We start from the raw sequence: 24551 nt of genomic DNA, 5'->3' as shown, positions 1-24551 counted from the left end.
CGGATTTGCGCGAATTGTTGCGTCAGACCCTCAATATCCGGCTTCCAGAATGGCCCGAAGGCCGACCCGGAAGTTGGGATATTTCAGCTCCACGCCAAGATCCTCCTGGATCCGCCGGTTGCAGACACGCTTGGATTCCCCATAGAAAGACCGCGCCATGGGCGAAAGATCGGCGGATTCGAAAGGAATTTCGGGTGGCGGCTCAATGCCCAGCAGGTCCGCTCCAAAAGCGATCACGTCCTGTGGCGGGGCGGGTTCGTCGTCGGCCACATTATAGACACCTGGACCCCCCCCCGAAAACATTTCCGCGCGCAAAACCTGCGCGAGATCGTCCACATGGATGCGGCTGAATATTTGGCCCTCCCGCACCACGCGTCGTGCCTTGCCCGCGCGAAGGCGGTCGAGGGCGCTGCGGCCAGGACCGTAAATGCCGGGGAGGCGAAAGATTGACAGCGGCAGACCGGTTTCCCGCCACGCGCGTTCCGCATCCACACGCCTTCGGCCCCGCTCACCAACCGGCGCAAGCGCGCTGTCCTCATCCACCCAGTCGCCGGAGCGGTCGCCATAGACGCCCGTCGTGGAAAGATAGCCAACCCATGCCGGCGAGGCGGTCAGCAGGGCCTCATGATGCCGTAGCAGGATCGGGTCCCCCTCCGCATTCGGTGGCGCGGTGATCAGGATGTGGGTCGCCTCATTGATGGCCTGGTCGACGGCAGCCCGGTCAGCCCAGTCGATACGGTTGAATGTCGCATCGCCCGGTTTGCTCCGGGTGGTTCCCGTCACCGAAACGTCATCGCCAATGATTGCGGCCAGTGCGGCGGCCGAATATCCATAGCCAAGACACAGCAGGGACGATTTCGACATATGGAGAACCTCGTATTGATGGAACGCGCACCATACGGATTGCGAAGAGGCATGCGAAGGGCTTTTCCGGTCGTCCTGTTGCTTTGGGGTGGCGTGGCTGCTGCGGAAATCACCAGCATTGAGGAATGTGGCGCGGCCATCGATGCCAGTCCCGGGATTGCGCGGGAGGATGCGGCTGTCTGGTATCATTCAGGTGGCGGCGTTCCAGCCCGGCTCTGCGAGGCGGCGGCGCTTGAGAAGCTGGGGGCGTATGCCACGGCGGCCAGGCTTTTGACAGGCATGGCGGAGAACCCGAACCGGGCTTTGGATGTGTCTTTACGTGCGACATTATTTGCGGACGGTGCGCGGCTTTGGCTGGACGCGGGGCAGCCGGACCTGGCGCTGGCCTCATGGACGAGGTCGCGGGATCTGACACCGGATCAGCCTGTAGACGGGGTGCTGGCCGCGCGGGTTTATGCAGCCAACGGGGACTGGGAGCGGACGGTTTCGGTTTTAAACACCCATGCAGCCACCTATCCCGGTGACGTGACGGCTTTGGCCCTTCTCGCGGCGGCAGAGCGGCAGAACGGGAACCCGACAGGAGCTTTGGAAGCCGCCAGTGAGGCGGCGGAGACCGCGCCCTATTCGCCTCTCGCGATGTTCGAACTGGGGGCGGCCCAGGCGGAACTGGGAATGTTTGCCGAGGCGACGGACACATGGGAGCGGTTCGTGACGCTGCACCCGGAGCACGAACTGGCGGAGGCGGCCCGGCGCAACATGGACGCGATCAGGTAAGAGTTTCGACGGCCCAGCGGGCGGCATCGGCAACGGTCGGGTCTTCGTCGGCCGTCAATGAACGTGCGGTGTCCAGAAGTGTCGGATCACCGGAATTTCCGATGGCGTAGAGAACGTTACGGACAAACCGGTTTCTTCCAATGCGTTTGATCGGCGAGCCGGAAAAGACCTCGCGGAAACCCGCGTCGTCGAGGGCTGCGAGTTCGCCAAGGCGGGGTGCCATCTGTTCGGCGCGGGCGCGGTAGCCGATCTCGCTGGCCTCCCGCGCAAACTTGTTCCACGGACAGATGGCGAGGCAATCGTCACAGCCATAGATGCGGTTGCCGAGCAGCGGGCGCAGGTCCTCGTCGACCGGGCCGTGATGCTCGATGGTGAGGTAGGAGATGCATTTACGCGCGTCGAGGCGATAAGGCGCGTCGAAGGCGCGGGTCGGGCAGATGTCGAGACAGGCGCGGCAGTTGCCACAGTGATCCGTCTCTCCAACATCGGGTTCAAGTTCGAGCGTGGTGAAAACCGAACCGAGGAAGAACCAGTTGCCGAGACCGCGACCCACAAGGTTTGTATGCTTTCCCTGCCAGCCAAGGCCTGCGGCCTGTCCCAAGGGTTTTTCCATAACCGGGGCAGTGTCGACGAAGACCTTGATTTCAGCCCCGGTCTCGGACACGAGCCAGCGGCCAAACCGTTTGAGGCGTTTTTTGACGATGTCATGGTAGTCGCGATTGCGGGCGTAGACGCTGATCGAGCCGCATTCGGGTCGCTCAAGCAGCTCGAGCGGGTCGAATGGCGGGGTGTAGGCCTCTGCCAGCATGACAACGGAGCGAGCTTCTGGCCAAAGGGCCGTCGGGTCACCGCGCCAGTGCATGCGCTCCTCGAGCCATTTCATCTGGCCGTGCCAGCCGGCATCGACAAAACCCTGAAGGCTTTTTGCCGCATGGGGCGTGGCATCTGGCCGACATATGCCCGCAGCAGTGAAACCTTCCGCGAGAGCCTTTTCCTTTACTCCCGCGCTGTCAATCACGTTTAAAAATCCAGGTCCGCGTAATGCGGTGGCGGAAGGAGGCCGGGAACAAGGTCAGCCAGGATCGACCGGAATGCAGGACGGGATTTCAGTTTAGAATACCACTCATGCAGTCCCTCGTTACGGGTCCAGTCCACATCATTGCAGTAATCAAGACAGGACAGGTGCGAGGCCGCCGCGAAATCCGCAATGGTCAGGTGATCCCCGGCCAGCCAGCGGCGGTGCTCGATGAGCCAGCCGATATAGTCGAGGTGATACTTGATGTTCTTCATGCCGAGCTTGATCCTGTCGCTGTCGGGATGGCCCGTGCGCGCCAGTTTCTTGTTCACCCGCTCATAGAGCAGGTTCTTGGTAACCTCGTCATGGAACTTGTCGTCGAACCAGGCCGCAAGACGGCGTGCCTCGGCCCGGTCAATTGGGTTCTTCGGCAGCAGGGGCGGTTCGGGATGAACCTCCTCAATGTACTCGAATATGGCGTTGGAATCGGCCAAAACCAGATCATCCTGACGGAACACCGGCACCTGACGCGCCGGGTTCATGCGCAGGAAATCCATACGACGCTCCCAGGGCTTTTCCTCGACAAGTTCGATCTCGATCTTTTTTTCGGCCAGGACAAGACGGATCTTGCGGCAGAAGGGGGAAAGCTGCTGGTGGTAGAGACGGCGCATGTACTGCTCTTTGTTTTGGCGATTGACCTCTTATCATGCCTGAATTGCCGGTTTTCAAGGTCAGCCAACCGGCCCCGGCTACAAAAAACACGCGGCACGACCATCGCGGCGGATTGTTTCGGCCCCCGACTGGATTGAGGCCCCCCGCGACCGGATGAAGCTGGTGCCTGCAACCGGGGAGCGGCGCTTTGGATCGGGCAGGACCGCCATGAGCCTGCTCGACCGCTGGGGCCCAAGATCGGCGGCCGTCATTTTCCAGTAGCGCTGCGCCGCAGCCTGTACGCCGAACACGCCCTCGTCCATTTCGGCCACGTTGAGGTAGACCTCCAAAATGCGGTCCTTGGTCCAAATGAGTTCGATCAGAATGGTGAATCCCGCCTCCAGGCCTTTCCGCAGCCAGGTCCGACCGTGCCAGAGAAAGACGTTTTTGGCGACCTGCTGACTGATTGTCGAACCGCCGCGCAGGCGGGAGCGGTCGCTTAGGGCAGCGCGGATGCCGTCGAAATCAAAGCCCACATGGGTGCAAAAATTGGCATCCTCGGCCGCGACCGCCGAGAGCGGGAGGTAATCGGACATGTCATCGAGCGGCACCCACTGGCGCTGGATCGACCCGAGGCGCAGCCATTCGCCCGCCATGTGAATCGTCAGCGGCGGGTTTACGAAGCGGTAAAGGACGACGATGCCGACGCAAAAAAGTATGGTCAGAAGGACAAGGCGCACCACGAAGCGCCGTATTCGCCGGAACAGGGCTTTTGCACGTCGAACAACCATAAGCTGTACTGGCCCGAAACCATGTGGCGGGCAAGAGGCCTGCCGTTCATGGTCCTCCATTAATTCCTGGAAGTGACGCGGGCGTTACCGTCGCCGGTTATTTCAGGGGTATTTCGGTATCCGTCTTGTTAGCCTGATACACATCCGACATCGCGGCATATTTTTCCTCAAGTGCCGCCACCCTTGCCTCAAAGCCGGCGCGGGTTTCCGGATCGCATGCGCGGATCGCATGTTTGATGTTGGAACTGCTCCAGTATGCGTTTTCCGAATTGTAGCCGCCGGCGTCGAGGGTGAAGACCTCCTTGAGGATCCGCAGATCATGCGGAATGGCGAAGGAATCCCGGCTGTCCTCGTGGCTGAAGAGGAAATGGAAATTATCGTAGCCGCCCCACGTTATCGCGGAAAGACAGAGCGAGCAGGGCTCATGGGTCGCAAGGAAAATACAGTCCGCAGGGGCCGGACGATCCTCCGGCGCCATCTCATAGAGCAGTTTGAGGGCATGCATCTCGCCGTGCCACAGCGGATTAGCCGTCTCATTGTTGGTCGCCGCAAGCACAAGGGACAGGTCGTCCTTGCGCAGGATGGCTGCGCCAAAGACCTTGTTGCCCTCCTTAACCGCTTCCGAGGTCAGCGGCGCGATGTCATTTTCAATGACACCGAGCAGCCGGTCGATCAGTTCGGGATTGGCAGCTTCGGTCAAGGCGTCCTCCATGTCTGCGGATGCCGTTTACCCGGCCTGAACCGGGTGAACTGGCGGCTTACGCGGCTTCACGTCGCACGCCCGGAGCGTCACTGGTCCTTCAGTATGACCCCAATACGCTCAATGGCGGCTTCGATATTCTCAATTGAGTTGGCATACGAAAACCGCACGTAGCCCTCACCCCACGCACCAAAGCTGGTTCCGGCGACCGTTGCAATACCCGCTTCATTCAGGAACCGGTCCTGCGCCTCACGCGCGGTCATGCCCGTGCCCTCAATATTCGGGAAAGCGTAGAACGCGCCCGCGCAGTCGGCACAGCGGAACCCGGGAAGTTCGTTGAGACGGCGCACGATGATTTCACGACGTCTGTCGAAAGCCGCGACCATGTCCCTCACCGCGTCCTGCGGTCCGGTCAAGGCCTCAAGACCCGCATACTGTGTCGCCGCGTTGACGCAGGAATGGTCGTTGATGCAAAGCCGCGTGACATCATCGACCAGCGCATCAGGCCAGACGGCGTAGCCCAAACGCCAGCCGGTCATGGCGTAGGTCTTCGACCAGCCGTCCAGCATAATAAGCCGATCACGGATCTCCGGGTAGTTCAGCAGGCTGACATGATCGCGGCCCCCATAGAGCATCTGACTGTAAATCTCATCGGACATCAGCGCGACTTGAGGGTGATACATCAGTCCCGCGACCAGTTTGTCGATCTCTGATTTGGGTGTGACGCCACCGGTCGGGTTTGCGGGCGAATTGATAATGATCAGGCGGGTTTTGTCCGTGATCTGGCCCAGAACGGCGTCGGCATCAAAGGCAAAACCGTTTTTTTCCTCAAGCGCGATCGGAACTGGCGTCGCGCCGGAATAGCGGATGACGCTCTCGTAAATCGGGAAGCCAGGGTTTGGATACATAATCTCCGCACCGGGTTCACCGAACATCAGAACGGCGAAGAACATCGTGGGTTTGCCGCCTGGCACCACCACCACGTTATCGGGATTGACCTCCGCTCCGTGCCGGCGGTGCAGGTCGGCGGCCACCGCCTCGCGCAACGCGGGGATACCGTTGGCCGGAGTATAGCCATGATGGCCGTCCCGAAGCGCCTTGATGCCCGCCTCAACGATGTTGTCCGGCGTGCGAAAATCGGGCTGACCAATGCCGAGATTGATGATGTCCCGCCCCTCAGCGGCAAGTTTCCCGGCGCGGGCCAGCACCTCGAAGGCGCTCTCCGTGCCAAGACGTGAAAGGGATTGGGCGGTTTTCAGCATGGTCGAAACCCCGGTATGCAGCAAGTTGATCCTGGCGACTGTTTAAGGCCGGTTTCCGCCAAGGAACAGTACGAAACCGCATTCGAATCGTACCGGAGCCGAACGAATTGCGCCGGGATGACACCTCAATTCAGTCACACATTAATAACATTTTGGGCATTTCCGCGAAAAAATGCCGTAAAATCAATCATCCCTCACGAAAATCTTTTCCAAATGTTAACCATCCTGTCGTAGAAACGTCCCACGACCCCGTCAGCAAACCCCGAAATTTGGGAGCACGATACGAAGATGTTCAAGACAATCATGCTATCCAGTTGCGTATCAGTACAGGGTGAACTTGTAGAGGATCTCGGCAACGGCGAAGTCGTCGTGCGCGATGGTCCGACGATTTACCGCGGCCGCGTAATGGGTCGCGTTGAGGGCAGCGACCAGACCGTTGCCACGGCAAAAACAGCACGCCGGAAAGCTGTATAAGGCGCTTCGGCTTTACTGCCGGTTCCCACGTCCGACCAAACGAGCGGACTCCAACCGACCGGCAGGTGATGAAGCCGAACCGCTCCGGGCTTTAGGCGGCGGGTTCCGCCCAGCCTGAGAGTTCGGATTTCAGTATATCGACCATCATTGCGATATGTGACTCATCGCTGTTGAGGCAGGGGATGTAGGTGAACTCCTGCCCCCCGGCCTCAATGAAGCTGTCGCGGATTTCCTCGCTGATTTCCTCAAGCGTCTCAACGCAGTCGGACGAGAATGCCGGCGCCATGATGGCAATGTTCTTTTTGCCCTCTTCCGCCAGTTTCGCGACCTCCTCGACCGTGTAGGGCTGGAGCCATTCCTCGGAGCCGAAGCGGGACTGGAAGGTGATGACCACCTCATCCTCGGCAAATCCAAGACGTTCGCGCAGAAGCCGCGTCGTTTTCTGGCACTGGCAATGGTAAGGATCGCCCTGCATGAGGTAGCGGACCGGCATGCCGTGGTAGCTGACGACCAGGGCATCCGGTTTTTTGTCGAGTTCCGAATATTTCCGCTCGACCGACTGCGCCAGCGCCTCGATGTACAGCGGGTGATCGCAATAGGACGGCACAGTTCGCATTGGCGGCTGCCAGGTCGCCTTCATCAAGGCGCGGAACGCCTCGTCATTGGCCGTGGCCGTGGTCGTTGCGGAATACTGTGGATAGAGCGGGAAGAAAACGATTTTACCGCAACCCTGCTCCAACAACCGGTCGATCACCGATTTGGTCGATGGATTGCCGTAGCGCATGGCGAAATCGACCACGATGCGGTCGCCGTACATTTCCTCCAACCGCTTCGCCACGGCTTCGGTCTGCTCGCGTGTGATGGTCAGAAGCGGGCTTTCGTCACGCTCGTTGTTCCAGATGCTGCGATAGGCCTCACCGGACGAAAACGGGCGTTTGGTCAGGATGATCAGTTGCAACAGTGGCTGCCAGAAAAACGGCGAATAGTCGATCACACGCCGGTCGGACAGAAACTGGCTGAGGTAACGTCGCATGGACCAGTAGTCCGTGGCATCCGGCGTTCCAAGGTTGGAGAGAACAACACCGATTTTCCCCCGCCCCAGCGTGGAATGATCGGGTTTTTGCGCGGCCATCCGCTCGGCATAGGGACGTTCGTCCGTCGATGTCTTTTTCATCATGTCGACCTGTTAGCGGCTCGGTTCCGTTGTGGCAATTGGCGCTGTGTTCAACTTATCTCAAGACCCTTTGCCGGCCTTTTCCCCGGCGCTCAGCTCCGGCACGCCCAGCGCATCCGCAAGACGCCCAGCGGCGGACCCGGGGCGAAGGGGTTTTTGCTGATCCGGTGATGGTGACCAGCCGGTAAGATAAACCAGCTCAAAAGTGGCCGGGATCAGACCGTCTTCGCCCCCAAACCGTTCCGCGTAAATTTCAGCCACACGCATTAACATCGACCGGCGCAGGGGCCTGCGGTGGCGATCGACCATGACATTTGTTTCGCCCATCGCCCGCAGATCCCGCATCAGATGCAGGGCGGAACCGTAGCGCACGGTCAACGCATGGCTGTCCGCCACCGGAAGAGCGAGACCTGCACGCTGCAAAAGGCCGCCCAGATCCCGGATCTCACCCATCGGCGCAACGCGCGGGCTCAGCCCACCCAGAATTTCAATCTCGGCCTCGGCAAAACAGGCCCGCAGTTCATGAAGGGATTCGCCGCCAAACATTGCTGCAAGCAACAACCCATCCGGCACCAGCGCGCGTTTTGCCTGCACGAGCTGACCAACCGGATCATTCGCCCAGTGCAGGGCCAAGGCATGAATGACCAGATCACAGCTGCCCTCATCGACTTTAAGGACTTCATCGTCATCGATGATGCGAAACTCATCGAACCCGGCACTGTCGAAGTTTTTTTCCCAGACGGCGCGGTTGGAGGTAACGACAGCGGCACGCCGAAACGTCCTGTTAACTTCTTCGAGCCTTTCTGACATCTCCACTGCTACCGCCTCGTGCAGGAAATCCGCGCCGCCCTGCGCCCTCGCCCGCGCGCGACGGCGGAGGAGCAGATCGCGGTCGAACATGCGGGGCGGGCTGGTCACTGGCTTTATCCCTGCTGGCGGTCGAAATGTTGAGGCACGAAACATGCTGGATACGCTAAAAAGCGCAATGATCAATAGCGTGGTGAACACGATCTTCCCACCGCGTTGCCTGGCCTGCAGCGAATCCACCGATGCGCCCCACGGTCTTTGCCCCGACTGCTGGAAGGATACGCATTTCATTTCGGGAGACACCTGCTGCAAATGCGGTGTGCCGCTGGTGGGCGAAGCGGGTGAGGATGACACGTGCGAGACCTGCCAGAGGCATCCTCCCGCCTGGAACCGGGGTGCGGCGGCGCTCCTCTACAACGGTGCCGGGCGACGCATGGTTCTGGCGCTGAAACATGGGGACCGGCTCGATACCGTGCGGCCTCTTGCCCGCTGGATGGCGCTGGCCGGTGACGGCGTGATTGACCGCAGCGACATGATCGCGCCGGTTCCGCTGCACTGGCGCAGACTGCTCAAGCGACGCTACAACCAGTCGGCGGAGCTTGCGCGCGCGCTGTCGCGGATCAGTGGGAAAGAGGCACGGACGCAACTTCTGATGCGTAAGAGGTTCACGACACCCCAGGAGAAGATGGACCGGACAGCCAGGGCCGAGAATCAGTCCGGCGCTTTTGCGGTAAACCCCAAGGAACTGGAGCGTTTGCAGGGGAAGGCCGTGCTGATTGTGGATGACGTCCTGACATCCGGTTCAACCCTGTCGGGATGCGCGGAGACCCTGCTGGCGGCCGGGGCGGCGGAGGTAAACGTGCTCGTCCTCTGCCGCGTTGCATTTGATCCATCCATAAACATATAAGCGGGGTAACAAGCCGGGATCCCCTGATGAAACAAGTCACTCTCTATACCTCGCCCATTTGCGGCTATTGCTTCGCCGCGAAAAAACTGCTGTCGAACAAGGGCGTTTCGTTCGAGGAAATCGATGTCGTCCGAAACCCGGAAATGCGCCGCGAGATGGAGACACGATCAAACGGCGGTCGCACGGTTCCGCAGATTTTCATCGGTGAAACCCATGTGGGCGGGTTTGACGACATGAATGCTCTGGAACGTCAGGGCAAACTCGACCCTCTGCTGGCAGGGTAAGGTGATGCGGGTTGGACTGACGCAGCTTTGCAGCAGTGACAATCCGCAGGCCAACCTTACGACCACGTCCAGCCTGATCCGCGATGCGGTCGATCGGGGCGCGGTAATGGTGCTGACACCGGAATGCACCAATCTGATTTCCATGTCCCGCGGACTTCAGCATGAGGTTCTGACCGTTGAGGAAGAGGATGTCACGCTCGCGGCGATGCGGACACTGGCGGCTGACCTCAAAATCCATCTGCTTCTGGGCAGCCTGTGCCTGAAAGCCGGCGGCGGGGATGAGCGGTTCGTGAACCGGTCGTTTCTGCTTGCGCCCGATGGCTCGGTGAAGGCCCGTTACGACAAGCTGCACATGTTTGATGTCGACCTGCCCAGCGGCGAAAGCTACCGGGAATCGAGCGCCTACCGGCCCGGAACGGAAGCGGTTCTGGCGGATGCCGGTCCGGCACGCATGGGTCTGACCATCTGCTACGACATGCGGTTTCCCGAACTGTACAGGCAACTGGCCGTAGCGTGTGCGGAGGTGATTACAGTACCGTCCGCGTTCACGGTCCCAACGGGACGCGCCCACTGGCATACGCTGCTGCGGGCACGGGCAATTGAAACGGGATGCTTCATTCTGGCACCGGCTCAGTCCGGGGAGCACGGGGCGTCACGCGGCAAGCCACGACAGACATACGGGCACAGCCTGGTGATTTCCCCGTGGGGCGAAGTGCTCGCCGATGCGGGAGACACGCCCAACACGGTACTGGTCACGGACATTGACCTGGGTGAGGTTGCAAAGGCGCGTCAGCGCATTCCGTCGCTGACGCATTCCCGGGAGTTCAGCGTTACTCTTCCGGCCTGATGCTGGCGGTGACGTAGTTCACCGACAGGTCTCGGTCGGAAATGCTCCAGGACCAGCGGATGGGATTGAACACAAACCCCTTGCGGTCCACCGGGTTCAGACCAGCCTGGGACAGCATCTCGAAAAGCTCATCAGGGGTGATGAACTTGTTCCAGTCATGCGTCCCCTTCGGCAACCAGCGCATGATCTGCTCGGCACCAACAATGGCCATCGCATAGCTCTTCGGGTTTCTGTTGAGGGTGGAGCAGATCATCAATCCACCGGGACGCAGCAGATTGTGGCAGGTGCGCAGATACTCCTGCGGGTCGGCCACATGTTCGACCACTTCCATATTCAGAACCACGTCGAACTGCTCGCCGGTTTTGGCCAGTGCCTCAGCCGTGGTGTGACGGTAGTCGATTGTCAGGCCGGACTGCTCGGCGTGGAGCTTTGCAACGGGAATATTGCGCTCGGCCGCGTCCGCGCCCACGACATCGGCACCAAGACGGGCCATCGGTTCCGAGAGCAGACCGCCCCCACACCCAATGTCCAGCAGGCGCAGCCCGGACAAAGGCGTGGCCGCTTTCATGTCGCGATTAAACTCGGCACAGATCTGATCGATCACATATCCGAGCCTGCAGGGGTTCATCTGATGCAGGGGTTTGAATTTACCGTTTGGATCCCACCACTCGGCCGCCATGGCCTCGAATTTGGCAATCTCGGCCTCATCAACCGATCCCGTGTTTTCAATTGTGTTCATTCACCCAACCTGCAATTGTCCTTTGGCCCTTAAAGACGGTATAGCGCACGGATGATGGAAAACCCGACCAAAAACGGAACCGGGCCCGCACGAGGTCTCTATCCGCCGATAGAACCGTTTCGCCAGCAGATACTCGAAGTACCTGGCGATCACAAAATCTACGTGGAACAATGCGGCAATCCCGATGGAGTTCCCGTCGTCGTGCTGCATGGCGGCCCTGGTGGCGGATGTTCGCCGGGAATGCGGCGGTTTTTCGACCCCAAACACTACAGGCTGGTTCTGTTTGATCAGCGGGGCTGTGGACGGTCGACGCCAAACGCCTCAGTCGAAAACAACACCACCTGGGACCTCGTCTCTGACATTGAACGCATCCGGCAGGAGCTGGGCATTGAAAAATGGCTGGTGTTTGGAGGCTCCTGGGGCGCCTGCCTTGGACTGATTTATGGTCAGACGCATCCGGAGCGGACCGCCGCGCTGATATTGCGGGGTGTGTTTACCATGACCCGCGCGGAACTGGACTGGTTTTACGGCGGCGGTGCGGGGCAGTTCTGGCCCGATCAGTGGCGCGCGTTCTCCCATATGGTGCCCGCGAATGAGCGTGACGACCTGATCACCGCCTACAGCAGGCGTCTGTTCGGCACGGATCAGGCGGAACAGATCAGGTTTGCCCGTGCCTGGGCGGGGTGGGAAAGCTCGCTGGCTGTTCTGGAGCCGCCGCAGAACCGTGGCAGTCCGTCCGGCTCCTATGCCAGAGCGTTTTCGCGGATCGAGAACCACTATTTCAGGAATGGCGGATTTCTCGCCCATGACGGTCAGATCCATACCGACATGAAACGCCTGGCAGGAATTCCGGGACATATCGTTCAGGGACGCTATGACATGATCTGTCCGCCCGCCACGGCCCTTGCGGTTCACAAGGCGTGGCCGTCGTCAGAGCTTCACATGATCCCGGATGCGGGACATGCGCTTTTTGAGCCTGGGATATGTTCGCGACTCCTTACGATTATGGACAGGTTGAAAATCGATCCGCCGTTGTAAGGCGCCAGGGGCTGGCGTGTTTACCACCTGTTATTACGTTCACAGCTGTGAACTTCTGAAATTGTCCTGCAAAAACAACGATGGCGGATGGCGTGAACGGACTAATCCCAGTCGGTCTGTCGCAACCGGGCCAAAACGTCGCCGCTGGCGTTTTCAAGCGTCAGATTGATACCATCGCGGGTCCAGGTGGAGGTTCCCGCCAGGGTTTGAATGAACTGATACTCCAGCCGCATTTGCGGCCCGGGGCAGGCCATGCGCGTCATGGCACCGGGATTGAGCATTAACCGCCCGCCATCGACGTTCCATGTACCGGAAAAACGGTTGCATCCGCTGTGACCGGCGAGAGCGCCTTCGCCGCGGAACTGAAGCATGGCTTTGGAACTGTCCGGAACCGCCTCACCAGACAGTTCGGTCAGAACCCATTCGCTGCCCGCGAGAGTGCCCTGGTGTTCAGTCTGTGCCATTGCCGCCCCGGACGCGAGCAGTGACGCGAGAAATACAGATGTTCGCAATACTCCGTTCCTCCCTATATTTCAGCGGCAAGGCGGCTTCCCTGGTCAATGGCCCGTTTAGCGTCCAGTTCTCCGGCAACGTCCGCACCGCCAATCACCACCGCATTGATGCCACGTTTCGTCAGTTCGTCAAACAGACTGCGCCGCGAGACCTGGCCCGCGCAGAGAACCACGGTGTCGACTTCGAGCAGTCTGCGGTTCCTGCGGTCCGGGCCGTCGCTCAGTACGAGGCCCCTATCATTGATTTCCTCATAATTGACACCCGCCTTCATGCGCACGCCTTTGGAGCGCAGGGAGAGGCGGTGGATCCAGCCCGTGGTTTTGCCGAGGCCCTTGCCGGGTTGGGTGGACTTGCGCTGAAGCAGGGTAATTTCCCGGGCGGCCGGTTCATGGCTCGCACCCTGCTCCGCCAGACCACCGCGGCTGTCCTCAGGATCATGCACGCCCCATTCGCGAAGCCACAGGTCCAGATCCTCGGTCGGTGATACGCCCTCATGGGAAAGGTATTCCGACACGTCAAATCCAATGCCCCCGGCCCCGATCACCGCGACGCGGCGGCCAACCTCCGCCCCGCCCCGCAGAACGTCGACATAGCCAACCACGTTGGGACCGTCCTGACCCGGGATTTCCGGATCGCGGGGATCGACGCCGGTGGCCACGATGACGAGGTCAAATTTGGCAAGCGTGTCCGGGTCGGGCTCAACACCCAGTTGCAGATCAATGGACGATGCCCGCACGGCCCAGTCGTAGTACTCGACAAGCCCGATAAACTCCTCCTTGCCGGGAATTTTCTTGGCCATGTTCAGCTGACCGCCGATCTGACTGTCCCGGTCATAGAGCGTGACGCTATGGCCGCGTTCATTCGCTACCAGCGCCGCCGACAGCCCGGCGGGGCCGGATCCAACGACGGCAATGTTTTTCGGCACCTCGACCGGATCGTAGACAAGTTCGGTCTCGTGTGCGGCGCGCGGATTGACCAGACAGGATGAGATTTTCATCTGGAAGGTATGGTCGAGACAAGCCTGGTTGCAGGCGATACAGGGAACGATTGTGCCTGAGGCTCCGCGCTCCGCCTTGTTGACGAATTCGGCATCGGCGAGGAAGGGGCGTGCCATCGACACCATGTCGGCGCACCCGTCGGAAAGAACGCTTTCGGCAACCTCGGGCATGTTGATGCGGTTTGAGGTGATGAGCGGAATTCCGACCTCGCCCATCATCTTCTTTGTCACCCATGAAAACGCGGCGCGCGGGACGGAGGTGGCGATCGTCGGAATGCGGGCCTCGTGCCATCCGATGCCCGTGTTGATGATGCTGGCACCAGCCGCCTCAATGCGTTTCGCAAGGTAAACCACCTCATCCCAGGTTTGCCCGTTCGGGACGAGATCCAGCATGGAGAGGCGGTAAATGATGATGAAATCCGGCCCGACGGCCTGCCGAACCTGTTCGACGATGGTGGTGGCGAGGCGCATCCGGTTCTCGAGGGAGCCACCCCAGTCATCCTGACGCTTGTTTGTATGGGTCACGAGGAACTGGTTAATGAAATAGCCCTCCGACCCCATGATCTCGACGCCATCGTATCCGGCCTCGCGGGCGCGGCAGGCCGCTGTTACGAAGTCGGCGATCTGTTTCCGGATGCCGGCCTCATCGAGTTCGTTGGGTGGGAACGGGGAGATGGGCGACTTGATCGGCGACGGGGCGACCGCTTTGGGGTTGTAGGCGTAGCGCCCCGCATGGAGGATCTGCATCGCAATGCGTCCGCCCTCGGAATGGACGCGGTCCGTGACCACCCGATGGTTTGCGATATCGGTATCGGAAAAGAGGCCTGCCGCCCCGGCAAAGACACCACCCTCCGGGTTGGGAGACATGCCACCGGTCACGATAAGGCCCGCGCCACCGGCGGCGCGCTCTCCGTAGAAGGCGGCGATCCGGTTCCAGTCCCCGACCTCCTCAAGGCCCGTGTGCATGGAGCCCATGAGCACACGGTTGGGAAGTGTCACATGCCCAAGGTCAAGCGGACGGAAAAGATGGGGAAAATGCGGATGGCTCATGAGGACAGGCTCCCAATTTGCTTGGCGGCATCCTGTCCCATACGGATGGCGGTGTCACGCCCGTCCGTTGCGTCAACCGGTCAATCCAGCAGAATTGCCGGCAGGGCCGCGCGGGTAGTGTCCGTGAGGTGAAATGCCTCCCAGCCCTCGGCGCGGGCCGCCTCAACGTTTTCCAGCAGGTCATCGACAAAAAAAATGCGTTCCGGAGCGACCATCAGCGTGTCGGTGACATGCCGGAAATAGTCCTCATGCGGCTTTGCAACGCCCATGCGTCCGGATGCGAAAACCCGTTCAACCCGACCGGAAACACCTGTCGCGTTCTCAATAAAAGCCGTCCGGTGGTGTTCGTTATTGGTGGCCAGAACCTGGCGGTGGCCGCGTTCGGTGAGCGTGTCCATAAGCGCGAACATGTCATCGGCCGGGACGTAATCGCGCTCGAACCAGTATGACAGCAGGCCGTCGGCTCCTGGGGCGTACCCGACCTGACGGGCCCAGAGATCCACATGGGTTTTCAGATCAAGCGATCCGGTCAGGATTTCGGGCAGGCGGTCTCCGAACACATGATCGCTGAACCCTTCGAGGGACTGGTTCAGGTCCTCCTCAAAGGTGTCGGCCCAGAAAAACCTGCCATCCACGATATTGCGGTTTAAAACCCCGTCGAAATCCCAGGCGAGAATTGTGTCCGGTGAAAGACCTGGCATGACTGCTCCCGAGCGGGGTGATCCCAATGATGAGTTTAGCGGTTGGCTCTTTGAAGACCGGTCGCCAGCGAGGCAAGCAGGTCCAGCCCACCCTGGTCACCGACGCCCGCGCCCTCGAAGCCGAACAGTGAAATGACGGTCAGGTGATCCTCGAGCTCGAGAAAGCCGCGCCAGAAACGGCGCTCAAGCCCGGCAATCGGCTGTCTGCCCCTGTCGTCAACGAGGACATACAGAACACCGTTGTTGCGGGTGGTTGATACGATATTCACCGCCTGGCTCTGGCCGCTGCGGCTGAGAAGCGCGCGTCCCTGGGAGGTGCCGATGAACTCCTCCAGATCCTCCAGCGACTGCAGTGTGTCGGAACCCTCTCCCCCAAGCCCCCCTGTGGAAATGCTGGTGGTCAGGGCCGCGCCGATGGCATCCTCATCAATAGGGCCGCCTGCGCCCATGAGCGCGCAGTGGCTCATCAGGACAAACGCGCCATTTTCATCGATGCTGGTGCTTTGATCGTCGATGCAAAACCCGCTCGGCGCGGTGACGTTGATCGGCTGACCCGCGACGTTGAGTGTCGTGCGCGACGCGGCCGGCATGCCGAGCGAGGCCGGATCGCAGGCCACGAGAAATGCCGCGGCCAAAAAGCCGGATGTGAGTTTCGCGAATTTAAAGGTCGGCATAGACGTGCTTTTCATCTTTTGCGCCAGGGTGGGTGGTTGCGCCGAATTTGGTTCGACCGACCAGCTGCGCGTATTTCCAGAGTGCGCCGCTTGCATAGATGGTTTCACGTGGGCCGGTCCAGTCGGCTTTTCGTGCCTCAAGCTCCTCTTCCGTGAGATCGACTGAGATTTCCCCGGAAAGCGCGTTAAGGGTGATCATGTCACCATCTTTCAGCAGCGCGATGGGACCGCAATGGGCGGCTTCCGGTCCAACATGTCCAACGCAGAATCCACGGGTCGCGCCGGAAAAGCGACCATCGGTGATCAGGGCCACCTTTTTGCCCATCCCCTGGCCGGACAGAGCCGCGGTTGTCGCAAGCATTTCGCGCATGCCGGGGCCGCCGGCAGGGCCTTCGTTGCGAATGACAAGAACCTCTCCCTCCCTGTAGGACCGTTCCTGGACAGCGGCGAAGGCGTCCTCCTCGCATTCGAACACGCGGGCCGGGCCGGTGAACTGAAGCTCGTTGCCGGACATGCCGGCAATTTTCACGATGGCCCCGTCAGGCGCAAGATTGCCCTTCAGGCCCACAACGCCGCCGGTGGTGGAGATGGGATTTTCGACAGAGTGGATGACCTTGCCGTCCGCTTCGCGCGTGATGACGTCCAGTTCCTCGCCAATGGTTTTTCCGCTGGCGGTCATGCAGTCATCGTGGATCAGACCGGCCTTGCGCAGTTCACGCAGAACGACAGGCACGCCACCGGCCTCGTAGAGGTCCTTGGCCACGTACTGTCCACCTGGTTTGAGATCCACGAAGTAAGGCGTTTCGCGGAAGATGTCGCAAACATCATCAAGGTGGAAATCAATGCCAGCCTCATGAGCGATTGCGGGCAGGTGAAGCCCGGCATTGGTGGATCCACCGGTGCAGGCGACCACGCGGGCCGCGTTGATCAGGGACTCGCGGGTTACAATATCGCGGGCGCGGATGTTTTTCTCGATGAGTTTCATCACCGCGAGACCGCTGGCAACGCAGAACTGGTCGCGGCTCTCATAGGGTGCCGGAGCACCTGAAGAGTTGAAGAGAGCGAGTCCAATGGCCTCGGAAACGCATGCCATCGTGTTCGCCGTGAACTGTCCGCCGCAGGCACCGGCACTTGGGCAGGCCACGGCCTCCAGCTTCTCAAGTTCGCAGGTGGAGAGGTTCCCGGCCTGATGCTGACCCACCGCCTCGAAGACGTCCTGAACGGTGACGTCGCGACCGTCGATGCGACCGGGGAGAATGGATCCGCCATAAATGAACACTGACGGTGTGTTCAGGCGCACCATGGCCATCATCATGCCGGGCAGCGATTTGTCGCATCCGGCGAGGCCGACGATGGCGTCGTAGCAGTGGCCGCGCATGGTCAGTTCAACCGTATCCGCGATGGCCTCACGGGAGACGAGCGACGAGCGCATTCCCTCATGGCCCATGGCGATGCCATCGGTCACGGTTATGGTGGTAAACTCGCGCGGTGATCCGAGACCCTGTTTCACACCAAGCTTCACGGCCTGGGCCTGGCGGTTGAGCGAGATGTTACAGGGGGCCGCTTCGTTCCAGCAGGTCGCGACGCCCACGAAAGGCTGATGGATCTCCGCTTCCGTCATGCCCATCGCGTAGAAGTAACTGCGATGCGGTGCGCGGGCCGGACCCTCGCTCACATGGCGGCTGGGCAGTTTGCTTTTGTCGAATTTTGGCGCGTCCATTGGCTTGCTCCCCCGCTGCAGGCTTCGCTTTTTGCGAAATGATTAAGCTGATCCTGCGGGAATCACAAGGAACGGGCACGGTGTTTGAGGGTCGCGGCAGTATGCCGCTTCCTGCTGAGGGGAACCAAATTCATCGTGGCGGGGTTGATTTTCAAGCCCAAGCGGGTCGGGTGGATCGATCCGGCCGACCTGACCCAGCCTATGAAAGCAGTTAAATGCCCCTGACCGAGAACCTGTCCATCAACGCCAACTCAACCCGCGCCGATATTCTGTCGAAGGTGGAGCCGGAGGATTTTGCCTGGGCGGTTCCCATCATGCGGGCGGGCTATGCCGGACGGGGGCTGGTGTACCTGGTCGTGGCGGTCGTATCGCTATGGTCCATGTGGCAGGGCGGCGAGGCGCAGGGCACGAAGGAAGCCATGCTCGCACTTGATGGGATCTGGGGGATGCTGGTGGTTGCCCTGGTCGCCGCGGGGATGTTCGCCTACGCCATCTGGCGTCTCGTTGACAGCTTCTGGGATCTTGAGGCTTACGGAACCGAACTCAAGGGCATCATTGCCCGCTGTGGTATGGTCGTTACGGGGCTGGCTCATGCGGGTATTGGCGTGCTGGCCATCACCGCTCTTGGCTTGCGCTCGTCCTCGGGTTCGGGCACCGGCAAGATACTGTCGGCTGTTTTGCAGGCGCCTGGCGGCAACGTGGCTCTGGGGCTTGCCGGCATACTGACCATGGGTGCCGGATGCTATTACATTCACCAAGGCGTTGCGCAGACCTACCGCGAACATCTGGCTGCAAATCATTTCACGATGAACTGGAACTGGGCGCTGCGCGCCGGGGTCGTGGCGCAGGGCATTATCGTGTTCATCATCGGAGGACTGATCCTCTATGCCGCGATGAAATCCAATCCCTCCCAGGTCGGCGGGCTGGGGACTGTTTTTGAATGGCTTCGGGAGCAGCCCTACGGCCAGATACTGGTTGCCGGGCTGTGTGTTGGGCTGCTCGGGTTTTCGCTGTTCTGTTTTGTAAATGCGGCAAACCGGATCATCCCGAAGGCGGCCGACGATTCCACACTCACGATGACTGCCGCACTGAAACGCAAGATGGCGGAAATCTGAAATCGTGCGAAGTCGCGTCCCGTGAAACCAGGTTCACCTGATTGCAATCGCCGCACAGCCTGATTAACTAGGCGTCAACCTGAGCCTGGAAAGAGCGCATGAACTGGATTTCGAACTACGTCCGCCCGAAAATCAACTCGCTGTTCTCACGGCGGGAGGTACCGGACCATCTGTGGTTGAAGTGCGAGGAATGCGGCACCATGCTGTTCCATCGTGAACTGACGGACGCGCTGAACGTCTGCACGAACTGCCAGAACCATATGGCGATCACTCCGCGGGAACGCTTTGCCGCGCTGTTCGACGGCGGCGTTTTCGTTGAGGTTCCGGTGCCCGCGCCGGTGTCGGACCCCCTGTCATTCCGCGATCAGAAAAAGTATCCCGACCGGCTGCGCGAGACGCGCAAAAAGACCGGTGAGGAAGAGGCGATGATTGTCGCCGAGGGCGAAATCGGTCGTCTGAAAACCGTCTGCGTTGGCCAGAATTTCAAATTTATGGGTGGCTCCATGGGCATGTATGTCGGCAACGCCATTATTGCCGGCGTAGAGCGTGCCATTCAGCTCAAGTCGCCGTTGGTTCTGTTTTCCGCCGCTGGTGGTGCCCGAATGCAGGAAGGCATCCTGTCCCTGATGCAGATGCCCCGCTCGACCGTTGCGGTGCAGATGCTGCGTGAGGCCGGGCTGCCATACGTGGTTGTGCTGACCGATCCGACTTCCGGTGGCGTTACGGCAAGTTATGCGATGCTTGGCGACGTTCAGATTGCAGAGCCGGGTGCGCTGATCTGCTTTGCCGGACCGCGTGTAATCGAGCAGACCATTCGCGAAACCCTGCCCGAGGGGTTCCAGCGTTCGGAATATCTTCTGGACCACGGAATGCTCGACCGGGTGGTTCACCGCAAGGACATGCGCCGCGAACTGGCTACGCTGCTGCGCCTCATGACGAACAACACGCCACCGGTTTATGGCGACCTGCCAGCGCCAACCCCGGACGTTCCCGCCGTGGTAAAATGAGCCAGGGAAGCGACCGCGTTCTCGAACGCCTGATGTCGCTGCACCCCAAGGTCATTGACCTGACACTGGACCGGATCGAGTCCCTGCTGGCACGTTTGGATCACCCCGAGCGCAGGCTGCCGCCCGTCATTCATGTAGCGGGAACGAACGGCAAGGGTTCGACGACGGCCATGTTCCGTGCGGGTCTCGAGGCTGCGGGGAAACGGGTTCATGTCTACACCTCGCCGCATCTGGCCCGGTTTCATGAGCGTATTCGTCTGGCGGGCGGGATCATTGACGAGGACGAGCTGATTACCCGTCTGGAGCATTGTGAAAAGGTCAATGACGGCGCGGCGATAACGTATTTCGAGATCACCACGGCAGCGGCCCTGGTCGCGATGGCCGAAATACCCGCTGATTTCACTCTGCTTGAAGTGGGTCTCGGCGGTCGTCTGGATGCCACGAATGTTGTCGATAAACCTGCGTTGACGGTAATTTCGCCGGTATCCGTCGATCACCAGCAGTTTCTTGGTGAAACCCTCGCGGAGATCGCGTTCGAGAAGGCGGGGATTCTGAAACCCGGTGTGCCCTGCGTCGTGGCGCCACAATCCGACGTCGCCATGGCCGTGATCGAGGCGCAGGCCGAAAAGGTTGGAGCGCCGCTGCTTCTTGCCGACCAGGACTGGCAGGTTCGGGAGGAACACGGCCGAATGGTGTTCCAGGACGGGGATGGCCTGCTGGACCTGCCGCTTCCGAATCTGATCGGGGCGCATCAGGTCATAAACGCCGGAACAGCGATCGCAGGTCTGCGCCACCTTGGGTTCGACGAAGCCGCTTGCGAGGCGGCCGTGACCAGTGCGGAATGGCCTGCGAGAATGCAGCGTCTGAAATACGGGCCGCTTGTGGATATCGCCGGTCAGGATGCCGAGGTATGGCTCGATGGCGGTCATAACCCGGCGGCGGGAGAGGCCCTGGCCGAAGCGTTGTCGCGCCTGCCACGACGGAAGGTTCACCTGGTCACCGGGATGCTGCGCACGAAGGACAGTTCGGGTTATCTTCAGCACCTGGCGACGGTAGCATTTTCGCTGCGCGCGGTATCCATTCCTGGAGAGTCTGCCACGTTGACGGCCGAGGAAACCATGAACTCCGCGCGCGGTGTGGGGCTGGCCGCACAGACGGCGGACAGTGTGGCCGATGCCGTAGCGGAAATCGTTCGGGAGGATCCGACGGCGCGGATCCTGATCTCCGGGTCGCTTTATCTGGCAGGCAGTGTTCTGCGGGAAAACGGCTGATCAGCCGACTGCAGCCCTGTCGTAGACGGTCAGGGTGTGCAGCAGTTCCTGCACCCTGCCCTGCGGCGTGGCCCATGACGTAACGAGACGGATGACCGGGTCGCCGCTTTCCGTGCGGCCCCAGGAATGGAAATCGAACTTCTCACGCAGTTGCGACACCACTGGATCGGTCAGCACGGGAAACACCTGGTTGGCCTGAGTTGGCACCAGTAGCTTAAATCCGGCGGCCTCGACACCTTTTGACAGGTCGGTGGCCATCGCGTTGGCATGGTCGGCCAGTGAGAAATACAGGTTGTCGGTGAACAGGGCCCGGAACTGCACACCCAGAACCCGTCCCTTGGCGAGAAGTGCGCCCCTCTGCTTGACGTGAAACGCGAAATCCTGGGCGAGTTCGCGGTTTGGAATGACTACCGCCTCTCCCAGCAGCGCGCCGTTTTTGGTACCACCGATCCAGAAAATATCTGCAAGCGCGGCAACATCCGCCAGTTCTACGTCAGAGGCACGGACGGCAGCACCAATCCGTGCGCCATCCAGCATCAGCAGCAGATTGTTTTCCCGACAGCATCCGCTGATCGCCGTGAGTTCAGAGAGCGAATACACGGTGCCGACCTCGGTTGCATTGGAGATGTAGACCATGCGCGGTTTGGCCATGTGCGGAAAATGTGCGTTCTCTGCAAGGGCCCGTCGGATCAGGTCCGGGGTCAGCTTCCCGTTTTCCGGCGTCACGGTGATGACCTTGTGACCGGTTGCTTCAATCGCGCCGGTTTCGTGAACGGAGATGTGACCGGAGGTTGCAGCAATCACCGCCTCGTGCGGCCGCAGCGCGCTAGCTATACAAAGCGTGTTGGCGATCGTCCCGCTCGGAACGAAATGTATGTCGGCTTTGGCGCCTCCAAGATGTCCGCGAATGAGTTCGGCCGCTTCGGTGCTGAAACGATCGAGACCATAGGTGGCCTCCTGGCGCGCATTGGTGTCGGCGAGTGCGGCAAGAACCGCCGGGTGTGCGCCTTCGCTGTAATCATCCACGAAACCGAATTTAGTCATTCTGCACCTTTGTATTTTTGCCGGAGCCTCCAATAACCGGCCCGCCAGGGGTTTAACAGTACGAATGGACCGTATGACCGGTGGTCAAGCCGGGACGCGGATTTTGTGCTGCTTATTCCATGGGCATGCCTGCCTGTACGCTCATTTATTAAGATCGGCGCGAAAACTACCGCAGTTTTGGTTTGCGTACAGGTTGCGGTCGCGCGAGTGTGACGATTAACATTTTGTTAACGTTCAAAGCGATCCACGGATCAGTGCCGAAAGAGCAAAGATGGGACTATTTGACAGCCTCTTTAACATTATCAACGACCTGACCTGGGGTTGGGCGCTGGTCCCGTTCCTGGTTGTGCTGGGTGTTTTCTTTACGATCGCCAGTGGCTTCGTGCAGTTTCGGTTCTTCAAACGCATGTTCAGGGTTCTGACCGGCGACGATGAAACCTCTGATCCGACGAAAATCAGCGCGCGTGAGGCGCTGCTTGTTTCGGTTGGCGGACGGGTCGGCGGCGGAAACATTGCCGGTGTGGCCGTGGCCATTACGGCAGGCGGCCCCGGCGCGGTGTTCTGGATGTGGGCCATTGCACTGGTCGGCATGTGCTCCGCGCTCGTGGAGGCAACACTTGCGCAAACCTTCAAGCGCACGACACCGGAAGGTGACTACCGGGGCGGTCCGGCAAGATCGATCATCCATGGACTGGGCGAGAAATACAGATGGCTGGCCGTGATATATGCCATCTGCCTGATTGCTTCCTTCGCCATTGGGTTCAACGCCTTTCAGGGGAACACCGTCGCAGGGGCGGCACTCGACAGCATGTCAATCCCGCGGCTCTACACCGGCATCGTATTGGCGCTGGCAACCGGGTTCATCGTGTATGGCGGTATTCACCGCATCGCGAAAGCGGCCGATGTCATCATTCCGATCATGGCCTTCGGATACATCGGAATGGCTCTCGCCATCATACTCCTGAACATTACCGGACTGCCGGGCGTTATCTGGGACATCGTCGCCAATGCCTTCGGCTTCCGTGAGGCGGTAGCAGGTGGAATGGGCGCCGCAATTGCGCAGGGTCTGCGTCGTGGCCTGTTTTCCAATGAGGCGGGACTTGGGTCCGCGCCAAACGTGGCAGCCACGGCGTATGTAAAACACCCGGTCAGCCAGGGCATCACACAGAGCTTTTCTGTTTTCATCGACACAATGATCATCTGTTCCTGCACGGCATTCGTCATCCTGCTTGGCGACGTATATCAACCGGGTGCGGAAGACGTGGACGGCGTGGCGCTGACACAGCAGAGCATGGTGAGCCATGTTGGCGAATGGGCGCAGTACTTCCTGACCGGGGCCATACTGCTCTTCTCGTTCTCGTCCATCATGTACAACTACTACCTGGGTGAGAACGCGCTGAGCTTCATGACCGAGAATCCGAGCGCCATACACGTGCTGAGGCTGGCGATTGTCGGTATTGTCTTTTTGGGAGCGGTGGCGCCGGGGGCGACTGTTGTGTTCAGTTTCTCTGATCCGATGATGGGCATTCTGGCAGTGGTGAACCTGCTGGCTCTTATGATGCTGTTCCCCATCGCCTTGCGAATGATTACGGATTTCAGGGAGCAGTTGGCGGCCGGGATCAAAAAGCCCGTTTTTGATCCGAAAAAGTTCCCGGATCTTGATACCGACCATACCGCCTGGCCGGACGCCAAATAAGCGAAACAGGCGTTCGAAAAAACAAAATGGGCTGACCCTGGCGGGTCAGCCCATTTCTTTTCCTCAAACCGAAGGCGGACCTTCGAGACCGATGTCTTCAGCGGTTTTCCTCAATCCAGCTTTTCAGTGCTGCCTTGGGGGCCGCGCCGACCTTCGTGGAGATCATTTCACCGTTTTTAAACAGATACATGGCCGGAATGCCGCGTACACCGTACTGCGCCGGAACCGACGGGTTCGAGTCGACGTCCACCTTGGCGATTTTGATCTGCTCGCCATACTCGTCGGAAAGTTCCTCAAGAACCGGGCCGATCATTTTGCAGGGACCGCACCATTCGGCCCAGAAATCAACCAGAACCGGTACATCCGCACCAAGTACTTCTTCTTCGAACGTATTGTCCGTAACCTTTACCGTTGCCATGCCGGCTCTCCTCAATTC

26 protein-coding genes are annotated in these 24551 nt (G+C 60.1%); 10 read left to right on the top strand and 16 right to left on the bottom strand.

Annotated elements, in window-relative coordinates; genetic code table 11:
• Window positions 1–30: 30 nt before the first annotated feature.
• A complete protein-coding gene (locus tag ACP15P_RS19520; RefSeq protein ID WP_424930155.1) occupies window positions 31–864 on the bottom strand; it encodes an SDR family oxidoreductase in 834 nt (277 codons plus the stop codon).
• 51 nt (window positions 865–915) lie between these two features.
• On the opposite strand from ACP15P_RS19520, the gene ACP15P_RS19515 reads away from it, so the two are divergent.
• Window positions 916–1638: a tetratricopeptide repeat protein gene (locus ACP15P_RS19515; protein WP_424930154.1), complete on the top strand. Its 723-nt coding sequence runs from the start codon at window positions 916–918 to the stop codon at window positions 1636–1638.
• Here ACP15P_RS19515 and queG read toward each other — a convergent pair.
• The 5 genes from queG to ACP15P_RS19490 form a co-directional block, all read right to left on the bottom strand.
• Window positions 1631–2656 carry a tRNA epoxyqueuosine(34) reductase QueG gene (gene queG, locus ACP15P_RS19510; protein ID WP_424930153.1) on the bottom strand — a complete coding sequence of 342 codons (1026 nt, stop codon included), beginning with the start codon at window positions 2654–2656 and terminating at the stop codon, window positions 1631–1633. The two genes, ACP15P_RS19515 and queG, sit on opposite strands and share 8 nt — an antisense overlap.
• 2 nt (window positions 2657–2658) lie before the next feature.
• Window positions 2659–3324: an FtsZ-binding protein FzlA gene (fzlA, locus tag ACP15P_RS19505; RefSeq protein ID WP_424930152.1), complete on the bottom strand. Its 666-nt coding sequence runs from the start codon at window positions 3322–3324 to the stop codon at window positions 2659–2661.
• 78 nt (window positions 3325–3402) lie between these two features.
• Complete coding sequence (gene mtgA / locus ACP15P_RS19500) at window positions 3403–4095, bottom strand: monofunctional biosynthetic peptidoglycan transglycosylase (protein ID WP_424930151.1); 693 nt, start codon at window positions 4093–4095, stop codon at window positions 3403–3405.
• Window positions 4096–4192: 97 nt separating this feature from the next.
• Window positions 4193–4795, bottom strand: coding sequence for a nucleoside deaminase (locus ACP15P_RS19495; RefSeq protein WP_424930150.1), 603 nt, complete (start codon window positions 4793–4795; stop codon window positions 4193–4195).
• Between the two features lie 89 nt (window positions 4796–4884).
• Entirely contained in the window at window positions 4885–6057 is a 1173-nt protein-coding gene (locus ACP15P_RS19490) for a pyridoxal phosphate-dependent aminotransferase (RefSeq protein ID WP_424930149.1), read from the bottom strand.
• Between the two features lie 288 nt (window positions 6058–6345).
• On the opposite strand from ACP15P_RS19490, the gene ACP15P_RS19485 reads away from it, so the two are divergent.
• Window positions 6346–6531 (top strand): hypothetical protein, encoded by a 186-nt coding sequence (locus tag ACP15P_RS19485; protein ID WP_424930148.1) that lies wholly within the window; start codon window positions 6346–6348, stop codon window positions 6529–6531.
• A gap of 91 nt (window positions 6532–6622) precedes the next feature.
• Here the strand turns inward: ACP15P_RS19485 and hemH are convergent, their stop codons facing one another.
• Both hemH and ACP15P_RS19475 read right to left on the bottom strand, forming a co-directional pair.
• On the bottom strand, window positions 6623–7708 hold the full coding sequence (hemH, locus tag ACP15P_RS19480; RefSeq protein ID WP_424930147.1) for a ferrochelatase: 1086 nt from the start codon (window positions 7706–7708) through the stop codon (window positions 6623–6625).
• Window positions 7709–7765: 57 nt separating this feature from the next.
• Window positions 7766–8623, bottom strand: a complete 858-nt coding sequence (locus ACP15P_RS19475; protein WP_424930146.1) for a methyltransferase domain-containing protein — start codon at window positions 8621–8623, stop codon at window positions 7766–7768.
• 43 nt (window positions 8624–8666) lie between these two features.
• Between ACP15P_RS19475 and ACP15P_RS19470 the strand changes: the two genes are divergently transcribed.
• From ACP15P_RS19470 to ACP15P_RS19460, 3 genes are read left to right on the top strand one after another with little or no spacing between them, the layout of a single operon-like run.
• Entirely contained in the window at window positions 8667–9419 is a 753-nt protein-coding gene (locus ACP15P_RS19470) for a ComF family protein (RefSeq protein WP_424930145.1), read from the top strand.
• Window positions 9420–9445: 26 nt separating this feature from the next.
• A complete protein-coding gene (grxC, locus tag ACP15P_RS19465) occupies window positions 9446–9703 on the top strand; it encodes a glutaredoxin 3 (RefSeq protein ID WP_424930144.1) in 258 nt (85 codons plus the stop codon).
• A 4-nt stretch (window positions 9704–9707) separates the two neighbouring features.
• Window positions 9708–10550, top strand: coding sequence for a carbon-nitrogen hydrolase family protein (locus ACP15P_RS19460; RefSeq protein ID WP_424930201.1), 843 nt, complete (start codon window positions 9708–9710; stop codon window positions 10548–10550).
• Here the strand turns inward: ACP15P_RS19460 and ubiG are convergent.
• The gene (gene ubiG, locus ACP15P_RS19455; protein WP_424930143.1) at window positions 10534–11289 is read right to left on the bottom strand and encodes a bifunctional 2-polyprenyl-6-hydroxyphenol methylase/3-demethylubiquinol 3-O-methyltransferase UbiG; all 756 of its coding nucleotides are present in this window, start codon (window positions 11287–11289) and stop codon (window positions 10534–10536) included. The two genes, ACP15P_RS19460 and ubiG, sit on opposite strands and share 17 nt — an antisense overlap.
• 51 nt (window positions 11290–11340) lie before the next feature.
• Here ubiG and pip point away from each other — a divergent pair, with 51 nt between their 5' ends.
• The gene (gene pip / locus ACP15P_RS19450) at window positions 11341–12327 is read left to right on the top strand and encodes a prolyl aminopeptidase (RefSeq protein WP_424930142.1); all 987 of its coding nucleotides are present in this window, start codon (window positions 11341–11343) and stop codon (window positions 12325–12327) included.
• A gap of 101 nt (window positions 12328–12428) precedes the next feature.
• Here the strand turns inward: pip and ACP15P_RS19445 are convergent, their stop codons facing one another.
• From ACP15P_RS19445 to ilvD, 5 genes are all read right to left on the bottom strand, one after another.
• Window positions 12429–12791 (bottom strand): META domain-containing protein, encoded by a 363-nt coding sequence (locus ACP15P_RS19445; RefSeq protein ID WP_424930141.1) that lies wholly within the window; start codon window positions 12789–12791, stop codon window positions 12429–12431.
• Between the two features lie 62 nt (window positions 12792–12853).
• A complete protein-coding gene (locus ACP15P_RS19440; RefSeq protein WP_424930140.1) occupies window positions 12854–14887 on the bottom strand; it encodes a 2,4-dienoyl-CoA reductase FMN-binding domain-containing protein in 2034 nt (677 codons plus the stop codon).
• An 80-nt stretch (window positions 14888–14967) separates the two neighbouring features.
• Entirely contained in the window at window positions 14968–15588 is a 621-nt protein-coding gene (locus ACP15P_RS19435; RefSeq protein ID WP_424930139.1) for an HAD-IA family hydrolase, read from the bottom strand.
• A 35-nt stretch (window positions 15589–15623) separates the two neighbouring features.
• On the bottom strand, window positions 15624–16277 hold the full coding sequence (locus tag ACP15P_RS19430; RefSeq protein ID WP_424930138.1) for a hypothetical protein: 654 nt from the start codon (window positions 16275–16277) through the stop codon (window positions 15624–15626).
• Window positions 16249–17982, bottom strand: a complete 1734-nt coding sequence (ilvD, locus tag ACP15P_RS19425; protein WP_424930137.1) for a dihydroxy-acid dehydratase — start codon at window positions 17980–17982, stop codon at window positions 16249–16251. The genes ACP15P_RS19430 and ilvD overlap by 29 nt, the downstream gene beginning before the upstream one ends.
• A 215-nt stretch (window positions 17983–18197) precedes the next feature.
• Here ilvD and ACP15P_RS19420 point away from each other — a divergent pair, with 215 nt between their 5' ends.
• The 3 genes from ACP15P_RS19420 (at window position 18198) to ACP15P_RS19410 (ending at window position 21375) form a co-directional block, all read left to right on the top strand.
• Entirely contained in the window at window positions 18198–19097 is a 900-nt protein-coding gene (locus tag ACP15P_RS19420) for a DUF1206 domain-containing protein (RefSeq protein WP_424930136.1), read from the top strand.
• Between the two features lie 98 nt (window positions 19098–19195).
• Complete coding sequence (gene accD / locus ACP15P_RS19415) at window positions 19196–20104, top strand: acetyl-CoA carboxylase, carboxyltransferase subunit beta (protein ID WP_424930135.1); 909 nt, start codon at window positions 19196–19198, stop codon at window positions 20102–20104.
• Window positions 20101–21375 (top strand): bifunctional folylpolyglutamate synthase/dihydrofolate synthase, encoded by a 1275-nt coding sequence (locus tag ACP15P_RS19410; protein WP_424930134.1) that lies wholly within the window; start codon window positions 20101–20103, stop codon window positions 21373–21375. The genes accD and ACP15P_RS19410 overlap by 4 nt, the downstream gene beginning before the upstream one ends.
• On the opposite strand, the gene ACP15P_RS19405 is transcribed toward ACP15P_RS19410, so the two are convergent.
• Window positions 21376–22419: a threonine aldolase family protein gene (locus ACP15P_RS19405; RefSeq protein ID WP_424930133.1), complete on the bottom strand. Its 1044-nt coding sequence runs from the start codon at window positions 22417–22419 to the stop codon at window positions 21376–21378.
• A gap of 271 nt (window positions 22420–22690) precedes the next feature.
• Between ACP15P_RS19405 and ACP15P_RS19400 the strand changes: the two genes are divergently transcribed.
• Complete coding sequence (locus ACP15P_RS19400) at window positions 22691–24115, top strand: alanine/glycine:cation symporter family protein (RefSeq protein ID WP_424930132.1); 1425 nt, start codon at window positions 22691–22693, stop codon at window positions 24113–24115.
• A 97-nt stretch (window positions 24116–24212) separates the two neighbouring features.
• On the opposite strand, the gene trxA is transcribed toward ACP15P_RS19400, so the two are convergent.
• Window positions 24213–24533 (bottom strand): thioredoxin, encoded by a 321-nt coding sequence (gene trxA / locus ACP15P_RS19395; RefSeq protein WP_424930131.1) that lies wholly within the window; start codon window positions 24531–24533, stop codon window positions 24213–24215.
• Window positions 24534–24551 lie beyond the last annotated feature (18 nt).

This window comes from Amaricoccus tamworthensis, from assembly GCF_049800875.1.
Lineage (GTDB): Bacteria > Pseudomonadota > Alphaproteobacteria > Rhodobacterales > Rhodobacteraceae > Amaricoccus > Amaricoccus tamworthensis.
Note: the sequence above shows the minus strand (reverse complement) of the source record. Positions and strands in the feature narration are given on the sequence as shown.

What these genes read in the sequence shown, in the direction of transcription:
- ACP15P_RS19515 (WP_424930154.1), top strand. Translation starts at nt 916, where the DNA reads ATGCGAAGGGCTTTTCCGGTCGTCCTGTTGCTTTGGGGTGGCGTGGCT.
- ACP15P_RS19420 (WP_424930136.1), top strand. Translation starts at nt 18,198, where the DNA reads ATGCCCCTGACCGAGAACCTGTCCATCAACGCCAACTCAACCCGCGCC.
- ACP15P_RS19430 (WP_424930138.1), bottom strand. Translation starts at nt 16,277, where the DNA reads ATGAAAAGCACGTCTATGCCGACCTTTAAATTCGCGAAACTCACATCC.
- ACP15P_RS19490 (WP_424930149.1), bottom strand. Translation starts at nt 6,057, where the DNA reads ATGCTGAAAACCGCCCAATCCCTTTCACGTCTTGGCACGGAGAGCGCC.
- hemH (WP_424930147.1), bottom strand. Translation starts at nt 7,708, where the DNA reads ATGATGAAAAAGACATCGACGGACGAACGTCCCTATGCCGAGCGGATG.
- ACP15P_RS19440 (WP_424930140.1), bottom strand. Translation starts at nt 14,887, where the DNA reads ATGAGCCATCCGCATTTTCCCCATCTTTTCCGTCCGCTTGACCTTGGG.
- ACP15P_RS19485 (WP_424930148.1), top strand. Translation starts at nt 6,346, where the DNA reads ATGTTCAAGACAATCATGCTATCCAGTTGCGTATCAGTACAGGGTGAA.
- ACP15P_RS19520 (WP_424930155.1), bottom strand. Translation starts at nt 864, where the DNA reads ATGTCGAAATCGTCCCTGCTGTGTCTTGGCTATGGATATTCGGCCGCC.
- ACP15P_RS19400 (WP_424930132.1), top strand. Translation starts at nt 22,691, where the DNA reads ATGGGACTATTTGACAGCCTCTTTAACATTATCAACGACCTGACCTGG.
- accD (WP_424930135.1), top strand. Translation starts at nt 19,196, where the DNA reads ATGAACTGGATTTCGAACTACGTCCGCCCGAAAATCAACTCGCTGTTC.
- fzlA (WP_424930152.1), bottom strand. Translation starts at nt 3,324, where the DNA reads ATGCGCCGTCTCTACCACCAGCAGCTTTCCCCCTTCTGCCGCAAGATC.
- ACP15P_RS19410 (WP_424930134.1), top strand. Translation starts at nt 20,101, where the DNA reads ATGAGCCAGGGAAGCGACCGCGTTCTCGAACGCCTGATGTCGCTGCAC.
- ubiG (WP_424930143.1), bottom strand. Translation starts at nt 11,289, where the DNA reads ATGAACACAATTGAAAACACGGGATCGGTTGATGAGGCCGAGATTGCC.
- ACP15P_RS19435 (WP_424930139.1), bottom strand. Translation starts at nt 15,588, where the DNA reads ATGCCAGGTCTTTCACCGGACACAATTCTCGCCTGGGATTTCGACGGG.
- ACP15P_RS19470 (WP_424930145.1), top strand. Translation starts at nt 8,667, where the DNA reads ATGCTGGATACGCTAAAAAGCGCAATGATCAATAGCGTGGTGAACACG.
- ACP15P_RS19405 (WP_424930133.1), bottom strand. Translation starts at nt 22,419, where the DNA reads ATGACTAAATTCGGTTTCGTGGATGATTACAGCGAAGGCGCACACCCG.
- trxA (WP_424930131.1), bottom strand. Translation starts at nt 24,533, where the DNA reads ATGGCAACGGTAAAGGTTACGGACAATACGTTCGAAGAAGAAGTACTT.
- mtgA (WP_424930151.1), bottom strand. Translation starts at nt 4,095, where the DNA reads ATGGTTGTTCGACGTGCAAAAGCCCTGTTCCGGCGAATACGGCGCTTC.
- pip (WP_424930142.1), top strand. Translation starts at nt 11,341, where the DNA reads ATGATGGAAAACCCGACCAAAAACGGAACCGGGCCCGCACGAGGTCTC.
- grxC (WP_424930144.1), top strand. Translation starts at nt 9,446, where the DNA reads ATGAAACAAGTCACTCTCTATACCTCGCCCATTTGCGGCTATTGCTTC.
- ACP15P_RS19460 (WP_424930201.1), top strand. Translation starts at nt 9,708, where the DNA reads ATGCGGGTTGGACTGACGCAGCTTTGCAGCAGTGACAATCCGCAGGCC.
- ilvD (WP_424930137.1), bottom strand. Translation starts at nt 17,982, where the DNA reads ATGGACGCGCCAAAATTCGACAAAAGCAAACTGCCCAGCCGCCATGTG.
- ACP15P_RS19445 (WP_424930141.1), bottom strand. Translation starts at nt 12,791, where the DNA reads ATGGCACAGACTGAACACCAGGGCACTCTCGCGGGCAGCGAATGGGTT.